Source organism: Planktotalea frisia, from assembly GCF_001890925.1.
Taxonomy (GTDB): Bacteria; Pseudomonadota; Alphaproteobacteria; order Rhodobacterales; family Rhodobacteraceae; genus Planktotalea; species Planktotalea frisia.
Genome location: NZ_MLCB01000146.1, coordinates 1 through 23,829, shown reverse-complemented (window position 1 = coordinate 23,829; position 23,829 = coordinate 1). Strand labels below are relative to the sequence as shown.

25 protein-coding genes, 1 tRNA gene and 2 pseudogenes are annotated in these 23,829 nt (G+C 55.0%); 19 read left to right on the top strand and 9 right to left on the bottom strand.

Features of this window, described 5'->3' with window-relative positions:
- Positions 1–16: 16 nt before the first annotated feature.
- A complete protein-coding gene (locus tag PFRI_RS12280; protein WP_072631016.1) occupies positions 17–712 on the bottom strand; it encodes a DUF6778 family protein in 696 nt (231 codons plus the stop codon).
- 274 nt (positions 713–986) lie between these two features.
- Here PFRI_RS12280 and edd point away from each other — a divergent pair, with 274 nt between their 5' ends.
- Positions 987–2,792: a phosphogluconate dehydratase gene (edd, locus tag PFRI_RS12275; protein WP_072631002.1), complete on the top strand. Its 1,806-nt coding sequence runs from the start codon at positions 987–989 to the stop codon at positions 2,790–2,792.
- Between the two features lie 12 nt (positions 2,793–2,804).
- Positions 2,805–3,449: a bifunctional 4-hydroxy-2-oxoglutarate aldolase/2-dehydro-3-deoxy-phosphogluconate aldolase gene (eda, locus tag PFRI_RS12270; protein ID WP_072631001.1), complete on the top strand. Its 645-nt coding sequence runs from the start codon at positions 2,805–2,807 to the stop codon at positions 3,447–3,449.
- 36 nt (positions 3,450–3,485) lie between these two features.
- On the opposite strand, the gene PFRI_RS12265 is transcribed toward eda, so the two are convergent.
- Positions 3,486–4,712, bottom strand: a complete 1,227-nt coding sequence (locus PFRI_RS12265; RefSeq protein WP_072631000.1) for an MFS transporter — start codon at positions 4,710–4,712, stop codon at positions 3,486–3,488.
- Positions 4,713–4,790: 78 nt separating this feature from the next.
- Positions 4,791–5,243 carry an outer membrane protein assembly factor BamE gene (locus tag PFRI_RS12260; protein WP_072630999.1) on the bottom strand — a complete coding sequence of 151 codons (453 nt, stop codon included), beginning with the start codon at positions 5,241–5,243 and terminating at the stop codon, positions 4,791–4,793.
- Between the two features lie 87 nt (positions 5,244–5,330).
- On the opposite strand from PFRI_RS12260, the gene PFRI_RS12255 reads away from it, so the two are divergent.
- The 3 genes from PFRI_RS12255 (at position 5,331) to PFRI_RS12245 (ending at position 7,013) form a co-directional block, all read left to right on the top strand.
- Positions 5,331–5,903 (top strand): YceD family protein, encoded by a 573-nt coding sequence (locus PFRI_RS12255; protein ID WP_072630998.1) that lies wholly within the window; start codon positions 5,331–5,333, stop codon positions 5,901–5,903.
- Entirely contained in the window at positions 5,900–6,391 is a 492-nt protein-coding gene (locus PFRI_RS12250) for a cupin domain-containing protein (protein ID WP_072630997.1), read from the top strand. Before PFRI_RS12255 ends, PFRI_RS12250 begins: the two co-directional genes overlap by 4 nt.
- An 88-nt stretch (positions 6,392–6,479) precedes the next feature.
- On the top strand, positions 6,480–7,013 hold the full coding sequence (locus tag PFRI_RS12245; RefSeq protein WP_072630996.1) for a YaeQ family protein: 534 nt from the start codon (positions 6,480–6,482) through the stop codon (positions 7,011–7,013).
- 21 nt (positions 7,014–7,034) lie between these two features.
- Here the strand turns inward: PFRI_RS12245 and PFRI_RS12240 are convergent, their stop codons facing one another.
- Both PFRI_RS12240 and PFRI_RS12235 read right to left on the bottom strand, forming a co-directional pair.
- On the bottom strand, positions 7,035–8,012 hold the full coding sequence (locus tag PFRI_RS12240; RefSeq protein ID WP_072630995.1) for a sterol desaturase family protein: 978 nt from the start codon (positions 8,010–8,012) through the stop codon (positions 7,035–7,037).
- A gap of 34 nt (positions 8,013–8,046) precedes the next feature.
- Positions 8,047–8,700 (bottom strand): flavin reductase family protein, encoded by a 654-nt coding sequence (locus PFRI_RS12235; RefSeq protein ID WP_072630994.1) that lies wholly within the window; start codon positions 8,698–8,700, stop codon positions 8,047–8,049.
- A 176-nt stretch (positions 8,701–8,876) separates the two neighbouring features.
- Here PFRI_RS12235 and PFRI_RS12230 point away from each other — a divergent pair, with 176 nt between their 5' ends.
- The 8 genes from PFRI_RS12230 to PFRI_RS12195 all read left to right on the top strand — a co-directional run bounded on the left by PFRI_RS12230 (position 8,877) and on the right by PFRI_RS12195 (position 14,797).
- The gene (locus PFRI_RS12230) at positions 8,877–9,476 is read left to right on the top strand and encodes a hypothetical protein (protein ID WP_139292118.1); all 600 of its coding nucleotides are present in this window, start codon (positions 8,877–8,879) and stop codon (positions 9,474–9,476) included.
- A 158-nt stretch (positions 9,477–9,634) separates the two neighbouring features.
- Positions 9,635–9,841, top strand: a complete 207-nt coding sequence (rpmF, locus tag PFRI_RS12225) for a 50S ribosomal protein L32 (protein WP_072630992.1) — start codon at positions 9,635–9,637, stop codon at positions 9,839–9,841.
- Between the two features lie 22 nt (positions 9,842–9,863).
- On the top strand, positions 9,864–10,964 hold the full coding sequence (gene plsX / locus PFRI_RS12220; protein WP_072630991.1) for a phosphate acyltransferase PlsX: 1,101 nt from the start codon (positions 9,864–9,866) through the stop codon (positions 10,962–10,964).
- A gap of 5 nt (positions 10,965–10,969) precedes the next feature.
- Positions 10,970–11,938 carry a beta-ketoacyl-ACP synthase III gene (locus tag PFRI_RS12215; protein WP_072630990.1) on the top strand — a complete coding sequence of 323 codons (969 nt, stop codon included), beginning with the start codon at positions 10,970–10,972 and terminating at the stop codon, positions 11,936–11,938.
- Between the two features lie 102 nt (positions 11,939–12,040).
- Positions 12,041–12,343, top strand: coding sequence for an integration host factor subunit alpha (ihfA, locus tag PFRI_RS12210; protein WP_072630989.1), 303 nt, complete (start codon positions 12,041–12,043; stop codon positions 12,341–12,343).
- 22 nt (positions 12,344–12,365) lie between these two features.
- The gene (locus tag PFRI_RS21680) at positions 12,366–13,496 is read left to right on the top strand and encodes a MerR family transcriptional regulator (protein WP_072630988.1); all 1,131 of its coding nucleotides are present in this window, start codon (positions 12,366–12,368) and stop codon (positions 13,494–13,496) included.
- Positions 13,497–13,555: 59 nt separating this feature from the next.
- A tRNA-Pro gene (locus PFRI_RS12200) sits at positions 13,556–13,632 on the top strand.
- Positions 13,633–13,717: 85 nt separating this feature from the next.
- On the top strand, positions 13,718–14,797 hold the full coding sequence (locus PFRI_RS12195; protein WP_072630987.1) for a 2'-deoxycytidine 5'-triphosphate deaminase: 1,080 nt from the start codon (positions 13,718–13,720) through the stop codon (positions 14,795–14,797).
- A 46-nt stretch (positions 14,798–14,843) separates the two neighbouring features.
- Here PFRI_RS12195 and PFRI_RS12190 read toward each other — a convergent pair whose 3' ends face one another.
- From PFRI_RS12190 to dusA, 3 genes are all read right to left on the bottom strand, one after another.
- The gene (locus PFRI_RS12190) at positions 14,844–15,581 is read right to left on the bottom strand and encodes a hypothetical protein (RefSeq protein ID WP_072630986.1); all 738 of its coding nucleotides are present in this window, start codon (positions 15,579–15,581) and stop codon (positions 14,844–14,846) included.
- Positions 15,578–16,402 (bottom strand): sulfite exporter TauE/SafE family protein, encoded by an 825-nt coding sequence (locus tag PFRI_RS12185; RefSeq protein WP_072630985.1) that lies wholly within the window; start codon positions 16,400–16,402, stop codon positions 15,578–15,580. The genes PFRI_RS12190 and PFRI_RS12185 overlap by 4 nt, the downstream gene beginning before the upstream one ends.
- Before the next feature lie 66 nt (positions 16,403–16,468).
- Positions 16,469–17,482, bottom strand: a complete 1,014-nt coding sequence (dusA, locus tag PFRI_RS12180; RefSeq protein ID WP_072631015.1) for a tRNA dihydrouridine(20/20a) synthase DusA — start codon at positions 17,480–17,482, stop codon at positions 16,469–16,471.
- 145 nt (positions 17,483–17,627) lie between these two features.
- Between dusA and PFRI_RS12175 the strand changes: the two genes are divergently transcribed.
- From PFRI_RS12175 to PFRI_RS12150, 6 genes and pseudogenes are all read left to right on the top strand, one after another.
- Positions 17,628–18,662 carry a site-specific integrase gene (locus PFRI_RS12175; protein ID WP_072630984.1) on the top strand — a complete coding sequence of 345 codons (1,035 nt, stop codon included), beginning with the start codon at positions 17,628–17,630 and terminating at the stop codon, positions 18,660–18,662.
- Positions 18,655–19,128 (top strand): hypothetical protein, encoded by a 474-nt coding sequence (locus PFRI_RS21385; protein ID WP_072630983.1) that lies wholly within the window; start codon positions 18,655–18,657, stop codon positions 19,126–19,128. Before PFRI_RS12175 ends, PFRI_RS21385 begins: the two co-directional genes overlap by 8 nt.
- 91 nt (positions 19,129–19,219) lie before the next feature.
- A complete protein-coding gene (locus PFRI_RS12165) occupies positions 19,220–19,546 on the top strand; it encodes a hypothetical protein (protein WP_111445519.1) in 327 nt (108 codons plus the stop codon).
- Positions 19,543–19,749 carry a hypothetical protein gene (locus tag PFRI_RS12160; protein ID WP_072630981.1) on the top strand — a complete coding sequence of 69 codons (207 nt, stop codon included), beginning with the start codon at positions 19,543–19,545 and terminating at the stop codon, positions 19,747–19,749. The genes PFRI_RS12165 and PFRI_RS12160 overlap by 4 nt, the downstream gene beginning before the upstream one ends.
- 112 nt (positions 19,750–19,861) lie before the next feature.
- The gene (locus tag PFRI_RS12155; RefSeq protein ID WP_072630980.1) at positions 19,862–22,723 is read left to right on the top strand and encodes a hypothetical protein; all 2,862 of its coding nucleotides are present in this window, start codon (positions 19,862–19,864) and stop codon (positions 22,721–22,723) included.
- 142 nt (positions 22,724–22,865) lie between these two features.
- Positions 22,866–23,123, top strand: a pseudogene (locus PFRI_RS12150) (transposase); the annotation flags it as partial.
- 250 nt (positions 23,124–23,373) lie between these two features.
- Here PFRI_RS12150 and PFRI_RS12145 read toward each other — a convergent pair.
- Positions 23,374–23,666: pseudogene (locus PFRI_RS12145) on the bottom strand (transposase); the annotation flags it as partial.
- Positions 23,667–23,829: the final 163 nt, after the last annotated feature.

Below are 23,829 nucleotides of genomic sequence, written 5' to 3'. Positions count from 1 at the left end.
TGGCTCGTGAAAAGGATCAGTTGCGATTTAGAGCAACAAAGAACCCACGGTTCTCGTCGTTGTAGCCCTCTGGCTCACCGATCTCAGCTGCCAGCACGCCCGCCAAGAAGGTGGTAATGCGGAACTTTTGCGTGTTGCCAAGCGTGTCCGCCTGAATGGCCTCTGTGCCGCGCAGCGCATCAAGGTTTGTCACAACGTGCTCTGCAGGGCGGATTGTCTCACCGGTCACAGGATCAAGAAGCGTGACGTAGAAGTTGATGTTGTGAACGCCGCCTGTGCTGTAGCGCGCTTTTTCGGTCAGACCGTGGAAACGTGTCAACTGAATGTGCATGTGTGCAGGGCGCGCACCTTGCAGATTCGCTGCGGCTTGTTCTGCGCTGTTTTGCAAAATGGCTTCCACTTGCGCATGACGATCGCCAAACAAGTCGCCACGCCAGATGATATCACCGTTGGGGTAATACGTGTTCTTCTCGGAGACTTTCAACGTCTTAGGAACGCTTACCGTGATCCGGGCGATATTCACATCAGGAATGTAGAGGTTGTCACCGGACTTCTTCGCAACACTACTTTGAGTGTTACTTTGCGGCTGCGTCAACGCAGTTGCCTCGTTAGGCGAAGCGCTTACTGCGTTACGTGTTGCGGCTTGTGGACCAGCGCAAGCTGATACGGCGACTGCGGCAAGAGCCAGCATTGCTACACGAATGTTCTTCATCTCGTTCTCCCGACCTTTCTGGCCTTGGTTTTGTAATTTTCTGCAACCAGTAGATGGTAGTGAAGCAGGGCAAAAATGGGGCAGCTCCGTGTTCGGCGCGTGATCTTTGCATGTTCGAAGCATGACTTTTGCGACTTGTTTGATAAGATTAAAGCGTGTGAAAAAAATTGTTGAAAAGCGCTTCGCACCACTCGACGTTAGCGCTAACAATGTATAGAAAGCGGGCAATTCACACCCTTTCGGGCAAGAAACGCATTGTAGGATACGCACCGCCATGAGCTTGCACACAACCATTTCTGACGTCACTGACCGCATTCTAGAGCGTTCGGACGCGCGACGTTCCAAATATATCAGCCACATGCGCGCCGCTGCTGCCGAGGGTCCGCGCCGTGCACATTTGACTTGCGGCAACCAAGCGCACGCATACGCAGCGATGGGCGAAGATCAGCAAACACTGGCTGAAACGCCCGCGCCAAACCTTGGGATCGTGACTGCTTACAACGACATGTTGTCTGCCCATCAACCTTTCGAAAGCTACCCCGCAATTCTAAAAGAAGCGGCGAAGGCAGCGGGCGGCACGGCCCAAGTCGCAGGCGGCGTGCCCGCGATGTGTGACGGCGTCACGCAGGGGCAAACGGGCATGGAGCTATCACTTTTCTCGCGTGACGTAATTGCCCTAGCGGCGGGCATCGGCCTTTCTCACAACACATTCGATGCGGCTGCATATTTGGGTGTCTGTGACAAAATCGTGCCCGGTTTGATTATCGCGGCTGCAACCTTCGGTTACATTCCAGGTATCTTTGTGCCTGCAGGTCCGATGCAATCAGGCCTTCCTAACGATGAAAAAGCACGCGTGCGCAATGAATTTGCCGAAGGTAAAGTGGATCGTGCTGCGCTGATGAAGGCGGAAATGGCTTCTTATCACTCCGCTGGCACTTGCACATTCTATGGAACAGCTAACTCGAACCAGATGTTGATGGAGTTCATGGGCCTGCATTTGCCGGGCTCCTCTTTCGTCAATCCCGGAACCGAACTGCGCGATGCTTTGACCCGCGAAGCCGCGACACGCGCCCTTGCGATCACAGCGCTTGGCAATGACTACCGCCCTGTCTGCGATATCTTGGACGCCAAAGCGTTCGTGAACGGCATCGTTGGCCTAATGGCCACGGGCGGCTCCACCAACCTTGTTTTGCATTTACCTGCCATGGCGCGCGCAGCGGGCGTTGATCTGCGCCTTGAGGATTTCGACGCGATTTCTTCTGTCGTCCCGTTGATGGCAAAGGTCTACCCAAACGGGCTGGCGGATGTGAACCATTTCCACGCCGCAGGTGGCCTGCCCTATATGATCGGGCGTTTGCTTGATGCGGGCTTACTCCATGAGGATGTAAAGACCGTGGCGGGCGACAGCCTTGGTCTGCACGCCCAAGAACCTGCCCTTGATGGCGGTGCGCTGATCTTCCGTGACGGTGCAAAGGACAGTGCGAACGACAAAATTCTGCGCCCTGCGCATGATCCGTTTCAAGCAAGTGGCGGTCTCAAGCAGCTCAAAGGCAACTTGGGTCACGGTATGATGAAAGTCTCTGCAGTGGATCCCGCGCGTCATGTGATCGAGGCCCCTGCCCGTGTGTTTGAAAGCCAAGATGCGGTGAAAGACGCATTTAAGGCAGGTGAGTTCACCTCTGATCTTGTGATCGTCGTGCGCTTCCAAGGTCCAAAGGCCAACGGCATGCCAGAGCTTCACGGCCTCACGCCTGCGTTGTCCGTCACGCAACAACGCGGCATCAACGTCGCTTTGGTTACTGATGGTCGTATGTCAGGTGCGTCAGGCAAGGTCCCATCTTGCATTCACGTCAGCCCAGAGGCGGCTGCGGGTGGTCCACTTTCGCGCATTCAGGATGGTGATATCATCCGCGTCGATGCCACCAACGGTACGCTCGAATGTCTCACCGAAGGCGCGCTCGATCGCGCCCCTGCAACCCCAGACCTAAGCCACAACGGCAACGGTGTGGGTCGCGAATTGTTTGATGTCTTTCGCCAGACTGTTGGCACCGCCGACACTGGCGCTGGCGTCGTCGTATAAGGAACACATGATATGATTACTCCACAACAAGCCAGCGCGCGCGCGTTGGAAATCTGCCAGCTTGCGCCCATCGTACCTGTGTTGGTCGTCGAAGACGCAAGCATTGCGCAGGACTTGGCGCGTGCCTTGGTCGCTGGTGGCTTGCCCGCTTTAGAAGTCACCTTGCGCACCGAAGCGGCCTTGGACGTGATTGCGGAGATGGCCAAGGTTGAAGGCGGCGTCGTTGGGGCTGGTACATTACTCACACCTGCCGATGTCACAGCGGCTGTGGCGGCTGGTGCCAAGTTCGGTGTGTCGCCCGGTGCCACGGATATTTTACTCGATGCTTGCGAAGCCGCTGATCTGCCGCTCCTTCCCGGTGCAGCGACGGCGTCTGAGGCGATGCGTTTGTTAGAGCGCGGTTATACTGTGCAAAAGTTTTTCCCCGCCGAGGCCTCTGGTGGCGCAGCAGCGCTCAAAGCCATCGGCTCGCCCATCCCGCAAATCCGTTTCTGCCCGACAGGTGGCGTCAGCCCGAAGAACGCGAACGATTACTTGAGCTTGTCCAATACGGTATGTGCTGGCGGCAGCTGGGTTTGCCCCAAAGATCTGATCGACGCACGCGATTGGGCTGGCATCGAAGAGCTTGCGCGCGCGGCCTCAAAGCTGAGTGTATGAATCACGAAGGGGCGCGAGTAAGCGCCCCTTTCACGCCTATTCAGCGCCAGACAAACGCAGTTTGCACATCGCGTAGATCAGCAAAAGCACACATGCTCCAGAGGCCAGAACAAACGGTGCGCGCAAAGCCATTTCGCGCCCCCACTCGTCCTCAAACAGTGCAACAATCAAGCCCCCTGCGAGTGCGCCAAGCGGCATGGAGCCCCATCCGAAAAAGCGATAGATACTGTTCACACGCCCCAAAAGCGTGCTTGGAATGCGCCGTTGGCGCCAAGAGACAGTGATCACATTCCACAACATCGACCCAGCCATGACCACAAACAGCGCAATTGGCATCACAATCGCAGTTTCACTCAGCCCAATGCTACCATACCCAATCACCCAAGCCGCTATCGAGAGATAGAGACACATCTGCACGCCAAACATCCGTGTCAAACGCGGTGCCAACAAGCTGCCCGTGATTGCGCCACAAGCGGCGACCGAGAGAATCATGCCATAACTGGCGGCCGAAAGCCCGAGCACATCTTGCGCGAACAAGACCTGCAATGTGATCGTAGCGGTCGCGATAAAGTTTGCGATCCCCAACACAATCGCCAAACGCAGCAAATCCCTATCGCCACGCATAAAGGTGATCCCTTCGAGCAGCGCTTTGATGAAACTTTGAGGGACCCGCATTTGTTCGGGTAAAGTTATCAGCCAAACCAAACCTGCTGCAATCACCAACATCGCCACATCAATACCAAAGGGAACCGCGATACCCGTCGCAATCAAAACACCCGCAAGCGGCGGTCCGATGAATTGGCCTGTCAGTTGTTCTGTGCCCCAAAGCTGACCATTCGCGACCTCTAGGTCTTTCTTATCAACGATTGACGGCAGGATCGTTTGCGCAGCGTTGTCGCGCAGGACCTCGGCAGAGCCAAGCAAGAACGCGAGTCCTGCAAGCAACCAAATCGCATCAGCGGACGGCTCGTTCAACGCCAGAAGCAAAATCGCAAATACGATAGCTGCGCGGAGCAAATCTGCGCGTGCAATCAACTTACGTTGATCGCTGCGGTCAATTATCACGCCCGCAGGCAAAGCAAACAATAGCCACGGCACCCGTCCCGCCGCAGCGACAGCACCGATCGCAACAGGATCGCGAGTCATCAACGTTGCCAACCACGGCAAGGCGAGTAGGATCAGACCATCGCCAAGATTGGTGAGCGCACCAGCGCTAAAGAGCAGCCGATAGTTGCGATTGCGCATAAAAAGGGCTGAAGCCATACGAACACCTATTGCCAAGGAAGACCTTCAGCATGCGCTGCCCAAAACAGGACGTCAAACGCGTTCGCGTTTGGGTGTTTAGTTGATCAAATCGCCAGCGGAAAATCCGCCCACATTACTCAACAGTTTCTTGATGAAGCCAACGTCCTGACCATTGCGCGTGATGCGGCGCGCCAATGGGACAACGGCCCCATCTTCCAGCGTATATCTGCCGATATTGTCGACAATGCCGCCATCCGTAAAGCTAATGGCCACGACTTGGCGCTCGATCACTTCAGGTTTTTGCCACGCAAAATGCTTCACGCGACTGCGTACGTAATAATATCCGCCGTCATTCAGCACACCAGAAGAAGACGGCGTGCCCACCAATTCAGCGACACTATCGCGCGTATCAATGCCGACGGAAATCTGGGATAAGTCTTCTTCTAGAGGGACATAGCCATGATTGCGAAAGCTCGCGGTACAGGCCGCGAGAGAAGCGCATAGCAAAACTGCCACGCTGATTTTACGTATCTTGCCTGCGTATTGCATGAGGTGCCCTCTTGTCTTGGCTTGCTCTGCCTTGTTATCTCGATACGACACGAACGCAGGACGTTCAAGAAAGGAAAATTTCTGACCATGACTGATACACCCGCGTTCCCCGAGTTTGTTTTAGACATCGCAGCACTCGCGCGGCGCAAACGCAGCGTGTTCGAGTTTCGTTTAGACAGCGCTCAACTGACTGCTCTTAAAGACGAATTGGACCTGAGTGGTTTGCGCAAAGTTGTTTTTTCGGGTGCGTTAACACCTGCGGGCAAACATGACTTTGCGTTGAAAGCAGCACTTGGCGCGACGGCGGTGCAGCCTTGCACAATTACGTTAGAGCCCGTGACCACACGCATTGATGAGGACATCGAGCGCCGGTTCGTCGCCGATTTACCCAAACTCACCGACACCACAGAAGAAGACGAATTCGGCGGAACTGCGATGCTGGAGGACGACTCGCTCGAGCCATTGGGTCGCGAGATCGATCTGTGGCGCGTCATGAGCGAAGCGCTCGCGCTTGCCCTGCCCGACTATCCACGCGCTGAGGGTGCCGAGCTTGGCACGCTGAAAGTCACCGAGCCAGGGAAAGAAGCGATGGGTGAAGACGATCTCAAACCCTTCGCAGGGCTCGCAGGCCTCAAAAGCAAACTTGAGGGCAAATCGTGAGCGACGACACCTATCTGATTAAAGCCGCTGAGATTGACGCGATGGAGGGCACCGACAAGGTTCATTTCCTCAACGAGAACGCCAAACGCGTGAATAAATCTTTGGGTGATATGACGGGCCTTACGGGGCTGGGCTTTCACATCATCGAAATCGAGCCGGGCCATGACAGCACGGAACATCACATGCACCATTTCGAGGATGAATGCGTTTATGTGTTAAGTGGCACGGCAACGGCTTATATCGACGAGGAGGCACATCCAGTTGGTGCCGGCGATTTCATCGGGTATCGCAAAGGTGGCGTTGCGCACTCGATCACCAACACAGGGTCTGAAACCTTTCGCTGCATCGTGGTTGGTGAGCGTTTGGCACATGATGTCGGGGATTACACACGCCTTGGCAAGCGCATCTATCGCAATGAAGGGGTGACTTGGAATCTCGTTGATCACGAACATGTGGTTGAAGTGGGCGGCAGTGCTGGCAAGAAGTGACCTCGCGCCGCGCGCATTTTGATAATGTGCTTCCACATGTGGCCCAGACCCATTAGGCAGCCCTATCGTTGTAAAGTCGGGACAGAGCATGGCGCAAAAATCTACCATTTATAAAGTCGAGCTATCCGTATCCGACATGGATCGCCATTATTACGAGACCCACAAGCTCACGGTCGCCAAACATCCCTCTGAAACCGATGAACGCCTTATGGTGCGCCTTTTGGCCTATGCCTTGAATGCGCATGAGCAGCTAGAGTTGACCAAAGGGCTGTCGACGGATGATGAGCCTGACATTTGGCAAAAAAGCCTGAGCGGCGAGTTGGAGCTATGGGTTGCACTTGGCCAACCTAGTGAAAAGGTTGTGCGCCAGTCGTGCGGCAAAGCCGACAAGGTTGTGATTTATTGCTATGGCAGCACCGCTGAGATGTGGTGGGACAAGATCAAGAACAGCACAACCCGTTTCGACAACCTCAGCGTCTTTAACCTTACCGAACAAGCAACCCGCGAACTGGCAGACCTGGCCGGACGCTCGATGAAGATACAGGTCAACATTCAAGAAGGTGACGTAATGCTGAGCGTGGACGACAACATCGTCTACGTCACGCCTGACCAATGGGCGTGACGCAAATCTTTTCGCAAAAGCTTACGCCTGCATCTTCTTACGGCGCTCTTTAATACGCGCATCCGCCTCTTCGGTGCCGTCATGGAACGAGCCGAACAGCTTATCCCACGGCATCTCGAGCGAGCCATAGTTACACTCGAAATAGCGGTGGTGCATTTGGTGATGGAACGTGCCCAGCTTTAGGCGGTTCTCATCCTTGACCAACATCCCCTCAAACCCCGTATGCGTCGTTGCCGCGGTGAGCGTGTAATATTGCAAATGGAACAAAATATGCAGCGGATGCGCACCGACCACAAAGTGGATCAGAACCGTGCCGAGATACATGATATGCTCGATCGGGTGCATAGACAGGCCAGACCACGGACCGACGTTGATATTGCGATGATGCAGCGCGTGTATGTGTTTGTACAGAAACGGGATGTGCAGAATGCGGTGAATCCAGTAGAAATAAAAACTTTCCCACGCAGGTAGCAAAAAGAAGATCGCAACGAACCAGACGGGGTTCGCGGCCCAGGTCAGCATCGGCACATAGCCGTTGCTCAGACACCAGAGCATCAACACTTCATAAGCGGTCCAAAAGCCGACACCACTACCGAGCGTCCAGAACATATTGTCCCTGATTTGCCCACCGAGCGTGAATTGCTTGCCATTCTTCATCAAAGGGCGCGGGTCGTACTTCAGTGCTGTGCCCTGTTTGGAATAGCTATAAAAATATAGGTGCAAGCCCCCCGCAACGAGACACATAAGCACCATGTTGCGCACCCACAGCTCGAAAACCCACCCAAAGGCGAGCGTTTGCGTGACCTCAAGGCTCGGCTGAAACCAGATGTAGGAAACGCAGGCAAAGCCCAAAATGATCAGCTTTTCGGTGACCAGGAACCAAGAACTCCAGAACCAGTTTGCAATGTCCACAGGCTTTGGCGGCCAGCGAAACACAGGCGAGACCTGCAAAGGAACATCAGGTGTGTGATTCCACCCTTTGAGCGGTGTGTTGGGCATTTGCGACTCTTTCAATGCGCGCGATCTAAAAGAATCACTGCTTTCCTTCTAGCCCAACATTGGTCATATCGTTGGTGCCGGGGATCTTCATTTCAAACGTCTCTGTAACGCTTGTGTAGTCATAATACCCCAAGCGCGCCAATGGTCGAATGCGCGGAATGTCGAGCTTGCCCTCGGACGTGACCACATCGTCCTTCACATGAATACGCGCAACTTCGCCGTAGACCACATCGACCCAACCGTGATTGGAGCTTCCGCGCAAGCGATGCGTGCTCAGATATTTACATTCAAACTGTGCAGGGCTTTCCAACACACGTGGGCCAGGTGCATCGACACAAGGCGCGGCGGTGACGCCGGCATGCACGAACTCATCCACCTCAGGGCCGACTTCCATCGCAGAGAGATTGACCGCTTCGCGCAAATCATACGTCGCCATGTTCCACACGAACCAACCCGTCTCTTCCGCGTTGATCACCGTATGCTTGCGCTGCCCGTTTGAGAGCTGATTGGCCGCAAACATCACCATTGGTGGATCAAACGTCAGGTTCTGCCATTGCGAATACGGCGCAAGATTCGCGACACCATCGCGGCTGACCGTGCTGAGCCACCCAATCGGGCGCGGCACGGTACAAGATTTGAACGGAGCATAAGGTAGCGGGCATGTGTCAGACCTTGGATCATAGTGCATGAAAGTTCTCCGTCTAATTTCAATCCATGTGAGTACGACATCACGCTTCCACGGTGTCGCGCATGGATCAAGTCTTTTGAGACGACACGCCGAGCCAAGCAAAGATGACTTTTGCACTAAATAACGCTACGCTCGAACACAACCGCGCATGCGCCCAGATCTTTGAGGACACTCACATGAAGCACTTCCCTCTGCCCCTTGCCCTTATATTTTGCGCAAGTGTCGCTCAGTCCGAAACCTGTCAGGATCAATTTACAGCTTTGCTGATAAAGGGGAACCAAGGCGTAGGCCCCACCCGAATGCACATCACGCAAGAGATCGTGGGCGTGCGCACAAGCATCACCCATCATTACGACAACTGCGATGGCAACGGGATGAGCGAAGCGGTAGATCCTGAGAGCGATCCCTGGACGCTCTTTGCGAATGACAAAATGTATATGTCGCATGACAAAGGCACGACTTGGGGATTCGTCACTGATTTTGACGGCGAAAAGGGTCGCGCTGACCACAAGCTCGCGATGTCCAAAGATGCTCAGACCGCGCGTGATGTGACTTGTAGCCAAGACCAGTTGAACAATGCGAACAACGATGTGGTTGAAGGCCCATACACATCCACAATGCTTGCAGGTGCCGAAGTATACGAAAAGTTCTGGATCGACCAAGAAACTGGCTTCATCGCGCAATCCTACAGACACGTTAAAAGCGTCGGGTTCGAGACAAAAACCACCCAAGTGGTCACGCTCAACCCAGACTTTGTCATGCCCAAACCCGAGTAAGCACTGAGCACGCAAAGAATCGCTTGCGAAACACGGTTTCTTCCCTATTTTCGCGCGCTCTAGCGAATTTAGGGTTGGACAGGCGGCGAGACCTCGCATATGTGCCTGCTAGACCCGAATAACGGCCCCCTTGGCCCCGAACATTGATAGGTTGCGACATGGCTGTCCAGCAGAACAAAGTATCCAAATCGCGCCGCAACAATCGTCGCGCGCATGACTCGCTGGTTGCAGCGAACCCGAACGAGTGCTCTAACTGTGGTGAGCTGAAGCGCCCACATCACGTGTGTCCGTCCTGCGGTCACTACGCGAACAAAGAAATCGTCGCGCAAGCAGACGAGATCGATCTGGACGAAGACGCGGCATAACTGATCCGCGAGGTACGTTTAAATGACTGTGTCCACTGATCAAATCGGTGATTTGGCGCGCACGCATGGCAAACGTATTATTTTATCTATCGATGCTATGGGCGGCGATGAGGGGCCGGCAGCGATTGTTGCCGGTATTTCTCGTTCTGCGTCCAAAAACCCAGATCTTGGCTTTATCGTACACGGTCCTGCTTCAACGCTAGAACCGCTACTTGCCAAACGCAAAAACCTTGCTGGTTTGTGCGAAGTGCGCGACGTGCCTGATGTTGTCAAAATGACGGACAAACCCAGCCAGACACTGCGCAGCGGCAAAAACACCTCCATGTGGTCCGCAGTAGAAGCCGTGCGCAGTGGTGAAGCCGCAGCTTGTGTGTCTTGTGGCAACACAGGTGCGCTGATGGCGATGAGCATGATCCGCTTGCGCAAACTGCCCGGTGTGAACCGCCCTGCGATCGGTATTTTGTGGCCTTCCCGCTCGGTGCATGGCTTTAACGTTATGCTTGATGTGGGCGCTGATATTCGCGCGGATGCCACCGACTTGTTGCAATACGCATTGATGGGTGTTTCTTACGCCCGCAACGGCCTTAACATCGAGCGCCCACGCGTCGGGTTGCTAAACGTTGGTACAGAAGAGCACAAAGGTCGCAACGAGCTTCATGAAGCGGGCGAATTGATCGAAGGCCAAGCCGAAGCAGCCGATTTCGAATACGTTGGTTTCGTTGAGGGTGGCGACATTCCCGGGGATCGCGCTGACGTTATTGTCACCGATGGTTTCACAGGCAATGTCGCGCTCAAAACCGGCGAAGGCACGGCGAGCCTGATCGGGGATCGTCTGAAAGAAGCCTTTAACTATTCGCTTTTGTCCAAATTTGCCGCCCTCCTCGCGCTGACATCGCTTAAACGTCTGCGCCAACGGATCGATCCACGTCGCGTTAATGGCGGTGTTTTCCTTGGATTGAACGGCACGGTTGTAAAATCCCATGGCTCCGCAGATGCAACGGGTGTGGATGCAGCAATTAACCTTGCGTTTAGACTTGCACAGTCCGGCTTTTCCGACAGACTGGCGAAACGGATCGCAGCGAGCACAACAGCCGCCGCAAAAAGCATCGCCGAGGAGAGCTGAGGCCAATGATACGCGCACAGATAAAAGGCGTCGGGCATTATCTTCCCGAAAACGTCGTGCCAAACTCTCATTTCGAAAAAACGCTTGAGACAAGCAATGAATGGATTATTTCGCGCTCAGGCATTGAACGACGCCATTTCGCTGCTGAGGGTGAAACCACATCGAATCTCGCAGCAAACGCCGCACGCGCGGCCCTTGCGGATGCAGGATTGGACGCAAGTGATCTTGATGCGCTAATTGTTGCGACGTCGACACCTGACCTGACTTTTCCCTCTGTGGCGACCATGGTGCAGCACCAAATCGGCATGAAGGGTGGATTTGCCTTTGACATCCAAGCCGTTTGCGCGGGTTTCATTTTTGCGCTCGCCAATGCCAACGCTTTGATCGTGGCTGGCACGGCGAGACGTGTGATGGTCATCGGTGCAGAAACATTCAGCCGGATCATGGATTGGACAGACCGCGGCACTTGCGTGCTTTTTGGCGATGGCGCTGGTGCGTTGATCCTTGAGGCAAGCGATGGTGACGGAACGTCCGCTGATCGCGGTGTCCTCTCAACGGATCTCAATTCTGACGGCACCTACCGCGACATCCTTTATGTCGATGGTGGTGTTTCAACGAAAACAACAGGTTACCTGCGCATGGAGGGCAAAGAAGTCTTCCGTCACGCGGTCGAAAAGCTGGTCGCAACGGCGCATACGGCGATGGACAAAGCCGGCGTCACTTCTGACGAAGTTGACTGGGTCGTACCCCATCAAGCCAATATTCGTATCATCAAAGGCACGGCCAAAAAGATGAATGTGCCGATGGAAAATGTGATCGTGACGGTTCAGGATCACGGCAACACCTCTGCCGCATCGATTCCCTTGGCGCTTTCCGTGGGTAAATCTCAAGGCAAGCTTAAAACCGGCGATTTGGTTGTGACCGAAGCAATTGGCGGCGGTCTCGCATGGGGCGCTGTGGTTTTACGCTGGTAAACCTTTGAAAGTGCGCGCTTTCCGCGACGCTGTTTCTGATCTGTCCCTTGACTCAAATTTCGCAATGCTTCTAAAGTGACGTAACGGCCTCGGGGGGCAAATATGACTGAAAAGACTTTGACGCGGATGGACCTCAGCGAAGCAGTGTTTCGCGAAGTGGGATTGTCACGCAATGAATCCGCGGAACTGGTGGAAAACATCCTGACGCATCTCTCGGATGCTTTAGTAGCTGGCGAGCAAGTTAAGATATCTTCTTTCGGGACGTTCAGCGTACGCGACAAAGCAGCGCGCGTCGGACGCAACCCTAAGACAGGTCAGGAAGTCCCGATCAAACCACGCCGTGTTTTGACATTCCGCCCGTCTCATCTGATGAAAGACCGCGTTGCAGAGGGCAACAAGCGTTAAGCAAATCAGGAGCAGGCCCTAGATGTCAAAGTCCAAGGACGCATTCCGCACGATCAGCGAAGTCGCCGATTGGCTCGAGACCCCAGCTCATGTGTTGCGGTTTTGGGAAAGCAAATTCACGCATGTAAAGCCTGTGAAACGTGCCGGTGGTCGACGTTACTATCGTCCTGCGGATATGAAACTGCTCGGCGGGATCAAAAAACTACTGCATGACGATGGTCTGACAATAAAGGGCGCGCAAAAACTGCTGCGTGAACATGGCGTGAAACACGTCGCGGCCTTGTCTCAACCCTTGGACGAAGATCTGCTCGACGAGGACGAGTTCATCGAAGAAGCGGCGTATGAGCCGGATGCTCAGGCAGAACCAATGCCCGAACCAGAAGCAAAAGTGCTCTCGTTCCCGCCACGCACAGATCCCCAAGAAACAACACCAGAAGTCACAAGCGCGAGCGCGCCAACGCCGCAAACATCGGGGGTTGAACCCGCTGACGTGGCAGATGAGGCTTCTCAACCGCCTGAAAGCAACGTGCCTGACGCGCCAGCACCTGTTGTTGAGGCAGAGCCGAGCGAAACGCCCGCCTTTGGCGGCGACGCCCTGCCCGCTTTCATGCGCCGCGCTCCTGCGCCCACGCCATCTGAAGAGCCGAAGTTTGAAGCGCCGCAGTTTGAAACGCCAAGTGAGCCCGTTGTTGCCGAACAGGATGATGCGCCTACAACATTAACGATCAACCCAGTTGCACGGTTTGAACCTGTTGATCCGCCCGAAGAGCTTGAGAGCGCGGCTGAAGAAACGTCTCAAGTTGAGGAAACTCCGCAAGTTGAAGACGATAAGCCGGCAAACCCCATCATCTCGCATCGCATGACGCAAGATGCCCCTCCTTCGACAACCGAACCCATTTTTGAGACAACACAGTCAGATAGTCCCGAAGCGGCAACAGCAACAGAACCTGCTGAAGATCAAACCCCAGCACCCATCGCATACGATGTGGCCTCGATTGCGAAAGTCGTTCCTGAATTGAACAGCTATTCCGCCCCAGCGGGTGTTCTATCGGCCCTGCCCGGTGCACGAAAACTCTCGCCAGAGTTGGCTGGCGCCCTCAGCGCGCAACTTGACGCGCTTCGCGATCTACGCACGCGTATGCAAAACCATTAAGCGCGCATTTTGCTCTTGCTCCTGTGCATAGTTCCAGTAAACACCTGTTCATCAGGCGTCGGGCTATGGCGCAGCCTGGTAGCGCGTCCGTCTGGGGGACGGAAGGTCGCAGGTTCGAGTCCTGCTAGCCCGACCATTTACACTTTGCCTGCCGATCCGTTCAGTTTCTGCCCCCCACGGATCACTCAAACGAGCACGCAGCAGGCCACCGGAGACACGTCATGACAGGTGTTCTACCCAGCCAGCGACTTGAGCAGATGATCAGCAACGGTCAAATCAGCGGTGCACCTGCGATAATTCCTGAACAAATTCAGCCCGCGAGCCTTGATTTGCGCCTTGGAAACATTGCCTACCGAGTGCGCGCATCGTTCTTGGCAGGACATGATCGTCGCGTTGAGGACCGTCTTAAAGAATTTGAAATGCATCAGATTGATCTGACAGATGGTGCGGTCCTTGAGAAAGGGTGCGTCTATGTCGTGCCTTTGATGGAGAGCCTTGATCTGCCTGATGGTTTGCAAGCAGTTGCGAATGCCAAAAGCTCTACGGGTCGACTTGATCTGCTTACGCGCACAATCACCGATGGCGGCGCCGAGTTTGATCGTATTGCACCGGGATATACAGGTCCGCTCTATGCCGAGATTTGTCCGCGTTCGTTTTCTGTATTGGTGCGACCTGGAATGCGGTTGAACCAAATTCGCTTTCGCGAAGGGCAAGCCGTGCTGGATGACGCTGCATTGCGCGCGCTGCATACGAGCGATGTTTTGGTGAATGGCGAGGCTCTGATTGATGACGGCTTAGGCTTTTCCGTCGATTTGAATCTCGACAGTACCGACCTTGTTGGCTACCGCGCCAAGCCACACACGGGTGTGATTGATCTCGATAACATCGGCTATTACGACCCTGCTGAATATTGGGAAGAGGTCCGCTGTAAGGATGGGCAAATCATCCTTGATCCCGGTGCTTTCTACATCCTAGTGAGCCGCGAAGCTGTCCATATCCCCCCCGCCTATGCCGCTGAAATGGCTCCTTATTTGGCGATGGTTGGAGAATTTCGTGTGCATTATGCAGGCTTCTTTGATCCCGGTTTCGGGCACTCAGCGGCGGGTGGCACAGGCTCACGCGGTGTTCTCGAAGTACGCTGTCACGAAGCACCGTTTGTGTTAGAACATGGACAAGTCGTCGGGCGTTTGGTGTATGAACGTATGTCTGAAATCCCGCAGCAATTATACGGGTCTGGCATAGCGTCAAATTACCAAGGGCAAGGGTTGAAACTGTCCAAACATTTCGCCGCACCCGCTTAAATTAGATGCTCTTCCAAAAGAGATTTCTGCCTCCGGCGGGGATATTTTAAAAGAGAGGAAGCCAGTCGCTGAAATCGTCAAACTGCGGCCTGAAATACGCGGTCATGCGGCCTTCAATCGGCGCAGTTTGCCCGTCTTCCCACGGTGACATGCCATGCAAAATATGGCGATCTAGCAAAACAGATTGGCCAAACGTTAACGCTACATCCACAGGCGCAATGCTCTCGAACACCTCCGCGCGCGCAGCTTTGTAAGCCTCTGTCAGATCAGGCCCCAAACCGAGTGCGCGCGCCAATGCGGGGCCCATGATCCGATGACTGCCGGGCCAAACTTTGAGCGGTGCAGCATCGCTTTCATTGAGCGAAATCCCAATTATAAACGCATGCGGTTCGCGCAAATAGCGTTTGCCGTCCTCGAGCAGCAGACCATCCACATGCGCCGCAGCACGATATACTCTGAAACGGTGATTAGCATCGCTCTGGTTTTTGTCCTGCTTCGGATAACCTTCATAAACGACGGAAATTTGCGCTTTATGCCAATGGGTTGGCGACACAATGTGATCTTTCCAAGGGCCTTTGAGCGGCACATTAGAAATCGATCCATCGGGATCATTTGGCAGAGCATCCACACCCACAAACCAAGTGTTTTGGTGGCGCAACCACAATGCTCGTTGCGCTGGGTCTTTGGTCACGTCACAGGCAACTTTGTGCGCAGCGCCTGCCCAAGCGCGCGTCTCTTCCGTGGCCTCGAATACGTGGTATCCGGCTTTGTCCAGTTCGCTCAAAACCCGAGCGCCTTGCGCAGCATATTTAGCGCAACCAAAGTCAAAAACACACCAAACGCTTTCTTGAGCGGCCCTGCATCCATCGCATGCGCCAGCTTCACGCCCCAAGGCGCGGTCACCAACGTCATCGCGATAACGACGACGAACGCGACCAGATTCACCGCCCCGATTGTGAAAGGCGGGCGCGATGTGGGATCAATGGGTACGAAAAGAAAGCCAATCACAGCAGGCACCGCGATCAGCACGCCAAAGCCCGCAGCTGTCGCAACAGCGCGGTGAATTGCGACACCGTGTAGGGACATGAAAGGCACGCCAAAGCTACCGCCGCCAATCCCCATAAGTACGGACATAAAGCCAAGGATTGGAGAAGACATCATACGTTTAGCCCCAGTTGGCATTGCGCCAGACACGCGCCAAGACGATTTGCCCAGCGCCATGTAAAGCCCTACGATCAATGCCAATATTCCAAAGATCATCTGCAAAGCACCAGACCGCAAGCTGGCCGCGACCAACACGCCCAGCGCCGCGCCGATAACAATACCAGGTGCCCAAGTGCGCAAGATATCCCAATCCACAGCGCCCTTTTTGTTGTGGCTCATGACCGAGCGCACAGAGGTCACGATGATCGTGGCCAGCGACGTGGCAAGGCAAAGCTGCATCAACTGCGGTCCTTCAAAGCCCAGCGCGCCGAACACGTAAAAGAACGCAGGCACCAGAACGATGCCACCGCCGACACCAAGTAAGCCCGCAAGGACGCCTGCAACTGCCCCTGTGATCAGCAAAAGGACCAGCATTTGGATCAACAGCATCGGGTCAGACATGTTTGGGTCCTTTCGTTAAACTTTGAGTACAAAAGCCAGAAAGGAAGACCCTTAGCAAGCCGCAACCTAAGCCGCGGGGCGCGCAGCGTGCATCATTTCAATGGCATCAACCACAGTATGAGAACCAGCGTCAGACTTGTGGGCGTTTTCTGATAGATGACGTTTCCAATGGCGCGCACCGGGCTTGCCCGCGAATATCCCAAGCATGTGGCGCGTCACTTGGCCAAGTTTGCCGCCCTCAGCGATATGCGCGTCAATATAGGGCAACATAGCCATCACAATGTCTTCGCGTGTGCGCTCAAGTTTGGGTGCGCCGAAAATCATATGATCCGCGTCCATCAGAATGTCGCCAGGTTGATGATACGCTGCGCGCCCAATCATCACACCGTCCATCCCCCGATCCAGCGCGGCTTTAGCATCCGCAAGGGTCGTAACCCCCCCATTGAGACTGAGATGCAGTGCAGGAAAAAGCCCCTTCATTTGCTGCACCAATTCATAGTCGAGTGGTGGAATATCACGGTTCTCTTTTGGGCTGAGCCCTTGCAGCCACGCTTTGCGCGCATGGATGGTGAAGCGTCCAACCCCTGCCCCAGCAACACGCGCGATGAATTCTGGCAACACGTCGCTTGGCTCTTGATCATCCACGCCGATGCGGCATTTGACGGTCACTTCTACAGGCGAGGCTTTGATCATCGCTGCGCAGCATTCTGCCACCAGCTTGGGGTCGCGCATCAGGATGGCGCCGAACGCGCCGTTTTGCACACGGTCCGACGGACACCCCACGTTTAGGTTAATCTCTGCATAGCCCGCTTGTGCGCCCAAACGCGCGGCTTCTGCCAACTCGGCTGGATCAGAGCCACCTAGCTGCAAAGCGACGGGCTGCTCCGCTTGCGAATAGCGCAACAAATGCGTCGCATTCCCACGCACCAACGCTGGCGATGTCACCATCTCTGTATAGAGCAACGCTTGCTTGGACATGAGGCGATGGAAAAAACGACAATGCCTATCGGTCCACTCCATCATGGGCGCGACGGATAATCGCGCGGCCCTTGAAACACTAGCTTTTTCTCTTTCTATCAATTGTTTTTTCTCATTTTCTAGTTTCTCAATAGCGCCCCAATAGCGCCTAAATTGTCGCCAATTGCAGACGGATTGCAAACAAATCGCAAACTGTTTACGATTGTGCAAACACCGATCCAGGATTGTTTGCACAAGGAACTGCCCGTTGGCCTCTATATTTGAAACGCGTCCAGGCTACTATACAGCACAAGTAAACGCTGGGGGGAAACGAAAATCCAAATCCTTCCGCAGCAAGACAGAGGCAAAGCGCTGGGCGCGTCAGTTTGAGGCCGCGCTGGATGATGGGAAGCGCCCTGACCGTGACGCTACCTTTGGCCAGTTGGCCGAAGAATACCTAACACACCTGACCGAGACGAAAGCACCGTCCCGTTCCAAGATGGCCGCTATCCGCATTATCTGTGAGTACATAGGGCGCGTTCCTACCGGCGCGATGGACGTTGGCACATTCCGAGACTTTGCCAAGCAAAGGCGCAACGGTGGTGCTGGCCCAGCTACGATCCTGATGGACCTGTCCTATATCGGTTCCATCCTGCGCCACGGCGGGGCGCTGGCCGATGTGGATACGTCACGGGCCGTTGCGGCTCTGGCCAGTGCGAGGGCAGTCTTAGGGGCATCTGGGGCTATTGCGCGGCCAGAAGAGCGCAAGCGTCGGCCCACCGATGCCGAATTGATAGGCTTGCGCGACTTTTGGGCGAAGAGACTGCGTGGCCTGCCTATATGGGACATCGTGCAGTTTGCCATTGCCAGCGGGATGCGGCTATCCGAGATAACGCGACTGCGTTGGGATGATCTGGACGAAACCCGCAAGACAATCACCATCAGAGACCGCAAGCACCCACGAGCCAAGAAGGGCAATGACCAGACTGTGCCGTTGCTTGCTGGCCCTGTGACTATCGACAGCGCTGTCATCGACCCTCTGGCTATCATCCAAGACCAACGCCAAGACGGTGACCGCATATTCCCATATGACCCTGCCACAATATCAACATCCTTCACCCGTGCGGTGGCCTCATGCGGGATTGCCGACTTACGCTTCCACGACCTTCGCCACGATGCTGCGTCACGACTATTCGAAGCTGGCTACCAGATAGAGCAAGTGGCCCTTGTGACAGGCCATAGGGATTGGAACATGCTGCGCCGTTACACACAGCTACAACCGGAAAGCCTGCACCGTGATTGAGATAGAGGAGGCCAAGTACGCTATCAGCGTTGCCCGTGAATACGCCGATGAAAAAAGGTATGACGCCTGCGTTAAGGTGTTGGAAGAACTACTTGGCACGTTCCCACAGCACTATCGCTTTGGCCGTCACGTTGCGTTGGCCTTAGGGGCACCCGATTGGGATGTGGATTGGCGGGGCGTTGAGGACGAGATTGTTCTGGCAATTGATGCGCAGATCATCGCCGAGATGCACCGGCGCGATAAGGTGACTGCTGACAACCGCGCCAAAGCCCGAAAACCCCGCACCAGCAAATACGCGTGGATGCAGGAAATAGCGAAGGAACTTTTCAATTCCAGACCGAACACCAGCGACAACCATCTTGCTTTTCTAGTCTTGGACCGCATTCAGACCGAGACAGAAAACGCCGACGACCTGCCCTCTGATCGTACTGTCCGAGGATGGATAAAAAAGCTTCGCACCGCGTAACGATTTCTGGAAATTAGCCGCGGCTAAGCGGGCGACAGACCAAAAAAACTGCTTTTAATGAGTAACCATCACCACAACGGAGATGGTTGCCATGAACGTAAGAATTGAAGACCTTGAGTGGGTAAAATTACCTGCTACCACACGCGCCGAGTTGCTGATGGCCGGCGTTCCTTTTCCCACTGAAACAACTGAAGAGCGGCGTTGTCGCGTCAAGGCATCGCTGGACTTGCTGGACGATGGCGACCTGCAAGCATTGGCTGATGTGACAGCGGACACACTGGCTAAGAAGCGTGTTGACGGTACTGGGCCACGTCCTGTCCGCGTCCTACGCAGCGTGTTCTATCACGTTGACGATGTCCGCGAATGGGTGTTGCGCCATCGCGACTCGCTGGTTGAAAAGAAGGGGCAACGCAAATGATGGATCATGCACGTCGATTCACTCGCCCGCTTTTGACCCTGATCACTGATCATGGATGCGCCTTTGCGGATATCCTAGCGACCCGCGCCGAACAGGATCCAGCCTTGGCCGATCACATGTTGGCCGCGCTGGCGGATCTAGAGGCCGCGTTTCCGGATCTGGCCGTTGATGGCGCACCGCAACCGGTTTTCGCACAAAAATAAAATCCGCCCGCAGGCAGGCGCGGACGGGCAAAGGTATCAATACGGTCGGGCAGATCGTGGGGTATCATAGCACCGCTTTGCGCCTTGGGCAAACGCTTTGAGGCATTTTGAAATGAACACAGCTACGCTTTCCATAATTACCGCGATCAAACCGACACGGCTTTCCAAGGGGTTTTCATTGGGCGCAGGTGGCGATCTACTAAAGCAAGCCGGCGGCAACCTATCGCAAGGTAAGGTCGAGACACGTGAACTTTCAACACTGGCAGACTTAGGGGCGATCCTGCAAAGCCTGACACCGGCGCAGGCGCTTGTCTATAGCGCGCCAAAAAACGCAGCGACCAAAGTGATGACCCGCAAGGCGTTTGCCGATGCAGGCAAGCCGCAGGGGGCAACAACGCGGACCAACGACGCCTTTGCATGGCCGCAGGGTGCAGGTGTGCTGATGTTGGACTATGACCCCGCCGCTGATTGTGAGGCGCTCGATCGGGATAGCCTTGTGCAAGCGATCGGAAAGGCCGCGCCCGGTCTGCTCGATGCTGGCCTATTGTGGTGGCCGTCTGCATCCTCTTGTATCTGGCAAGGCGAAAAGGAGTTGCGCGGCATTCAGGGGCAGCGGGTTTATATGCTACTGCAGGACGCTGCCGACATCCCCCGCGCAGGACAGGCGCTTGTGGATCGGCTTTGGCTCGCTGGTCATGGTCACATCGAAATCAGTAAGTCAGGGGCGATGCTGGAGCGAACCCTAGTCGATGCATCCGTGTGGCAGCAATCACGGCTAGACTTTGCAGGCGGGGCGGCTTGTGGTGCAGGTCTGGAACAACGCCGGGGCGATCCTGTCTTGATCAATGCCGATGCATTGCCAACCGACACGCGCGCTGCTTTGCCTGACCTGACAGCGCAAGAAAGCGACCAACTTTCCGCGATAAAAAGTGACGCAAAGGGCGCGGCGCAGCCTGACGCCGAAGAAGTCAAAGAAAGTTGGGTGGCCAAACGCGTCAAAGAGATTACGAAGCTGACAGATCAAGATGACAAAGAGGCGATCGAACGCGCAGAAAAAAGTGCGCGGCGGGCATTGGAGACAGGCAACCTTGCGGGCGACTTTGTGGTGCAAGTTGAACATGATGGAAGATTAACAAGCGTCACAGTCGGGGATCTGCTGGACAATCGCAACAAATACCACGGATGCATAACCCGCGATCCGATCGAGCCTGATTATGACGGCGGGCGAACGGTTGGCCGCTTGTATCTTATGCAGGCGCGCCCGTCGCTGCATAGTTTTGCGCATGGCGGGAAAACATATCGACTGCAACGCGCACCCGCGCGGGTGGAATTGGTGAAGGGCCACACGTCCGAAGCCGCGACCGCCACGATCGAACTAATGCGCCGAGATCCGGTGACCTATGATTTTGGGGGGCAGCTTGCGCTTGCCGAGGATGGCCGCTTGCATCCGCTTTGCGAAGCGGGCTTAGCGCACCATCTTGGGAACACGACCCAATTTTGGAAATACGTGCAGCAAGGCGATTTTGTTGTGTTAGTTGACAGTGACCCGCCGCCCGGACTGCTGAAACAAGTCATTGCACAGGGCGAAAGGCGCAAGCTGAAGCCGATCGAGGGCGTGATCACGGCACCAACGATCCGGCGTGATGGATCGGCGCTCACAAGCCTCGGCTATGACGTGGAAACGCGCTTGCTCTTTGATCCGCTTGGCGAGGATGTGCCCGAGGTGCCGGACAATCCGACGCTAGATGATGCAAAGCGTGCGCTAGAAACGCTGTTGCATCCCTTTGCAACCTTTCCCTTTGTGGATGCATCGGCAAAGGGCGCGCTGCTGGCGGCGATCCTGACAGCGGTCACACGCCCGGTTTTGCCGACCGCACCCGCGATAGCGTTTGATGCACCCATTCAAGGATCGGGCAAGACGCTGCTGGCGAGCTGCGTGGGAGCGTTGATCGAAGGACGCGCGCCGGACGTATGGCCGCACACGCAAGGGCGCGATGATGAGGAAACGCGGAAGCGGCTGTTTACGGCACTGCGGACAGGCGGCAAGGCGCTTGTTTGGGACAACGTGATCGGCATTTTTGACAGCGCGAGCATGGCGGCTTTTATCACGGCTGATGCAATGATCGATCGAGTGCTGGGCAAGTCGGAAGCGATCCGAATTCCTAACCGCGCGCTGTTGATCCTGACAGGCAACAATCTGTCACTTGCCGGTGACTTGCCGCGCCGCGTCATTATTTGCCGGATTGATCCAGAAACCGATCAACCGTTTGCGCGTCAATTCGATATCGACCCGCTGCAATGGGTGCTCGATCACCGCATGGAAATGGTAGCCGCCGCGTGCATCCTGATCCGCGCCCGCTATAGCCATTTGCAGAAACGCGCACCGGGGCGCTTGGCGTCATTCGAGGCGTGGGACGATCTTGTAAGGCAAACCGTGTGCTGGGCTGACAGAGTGTTACGCCCGCATGAATTTGGCGACCCGATGGATCTTGTGCGCGCGGCGCAGGCCGCTGATCCTGAGGCCGACGCACTCTTTGCATTACTCGATGCACTACGCGATCAATTCAACACTGCAGAGTTTACAGCCAAAGAGGTGCAGTCGGTTGCAAAAGGCGAAATGATCGACGCGCCGCTAGAAACGGCTTTGCTCGATCTGGCAGGCGATCGGGCGCTGAAGTCGGTTCGAAGCCTTGGCAGAATTCTAAAATTCAGAGAAGGCCGAATTGTGCATGGCCTACGCCTGACCGGGCGGGCCGATGCGAATTCAGGCTCGCGGGTGTATCGTGTCCAAGCTGATGATGCCACGACAGAGCAACAAAACGGGTTTAACGGGTATAACGGGTTTCTTCCCAGTCACACGGAAAAGGCAGAGACCCCCTCTGTATATAGAGAGGGGGAAACTAACCCGTTAAACCCGTCAAACCCGTTAGTTTCACCTTTAGATGATGTTTTCGATCCCGACACTTGGTCATGACCGACACACACACAACCCCGCAGCGACGCGGCACTTTCCCTTGAAGGAGATACTCATGTCAGAACTTAGGCTCAGGACCCATTAATTGCCTTGATGCTGGTTTGTCGTCATGATTCACGAACCCCAATGATTTGGGGGAACGATGAGCAATCTTTACTGGCTAACCGAAGAACAGATGAGGCGGCTTCGTCCGTACTTTCCAAGGAGCCGAGGTAGGCCACGCGTCGACGATAGGCGTGTTTTGAGTGGTATTATCTTCATCAATCGCAATGGCTTACGCTGGTGTGATGCCCCCGCAGCGTATGGTCCGCCCAAGACGTTGTACAACCGCTGGAAACGCTGGAGCGATATAGGTGTGTTTGCCCGGATAATGACGGGGTTGGCAGCGGAGGCACCCGATAATTCAGCGCGTTTACGGAAAAAAGACAGAATTGTGTGTTCATGCGCGCGCACGCACGCGAGGCGGGGGCTTTCGTTGGCTGCAAGTATTCGTGCCTACCGGCTGTCAGAACACCCTTGCCTATCTCTGGCCTTTCACTCCACCAGCCTCCCCAGCGTTTCTTGTCTTAGCCCCAGAAACCATCGTTCCCATGGAAACTAGGCCGATTATGCACTAACATTCAAAATGGACCACTTAAGTGGGGCTGCTCACGACGAACGGGGCTTAGAAGTTTCTCCTTGCGGCTTCCTTCAAGATCAACTTGTCGAGCGTCAGATCAGACACAGCTCTTCTCAGCTGTTCATTCTCCTTCTGGAGCCGCTTCAGTTCCTTCAATTGATCTACGCCCATTCCACCATACTGCTTGCGCCAGCGATAATAGGTTTGTTCAACAACTCCAATCTGTCTGATCGCATCCAGACGGGACATACCTTGTCCCATCAATACCTCAACTTTCCGTAACTTCGAGACAATCTCTTCCGGCTTCGGTTGCTTGTTCGCCATTCTCGGTCCTTCGTTTCCTAAACATAGCGGTGGACCAGTTCAGATGGGGAGGCTCAATTCGATACAATCTCTTCTGGCTTCTCTCGTTTCTCAGCCATCGCTATCCCCTGAAGTGGTCCGGCAAAACTGGACAGCGTGCTAAGATGTATCCAACCTTGAAGAC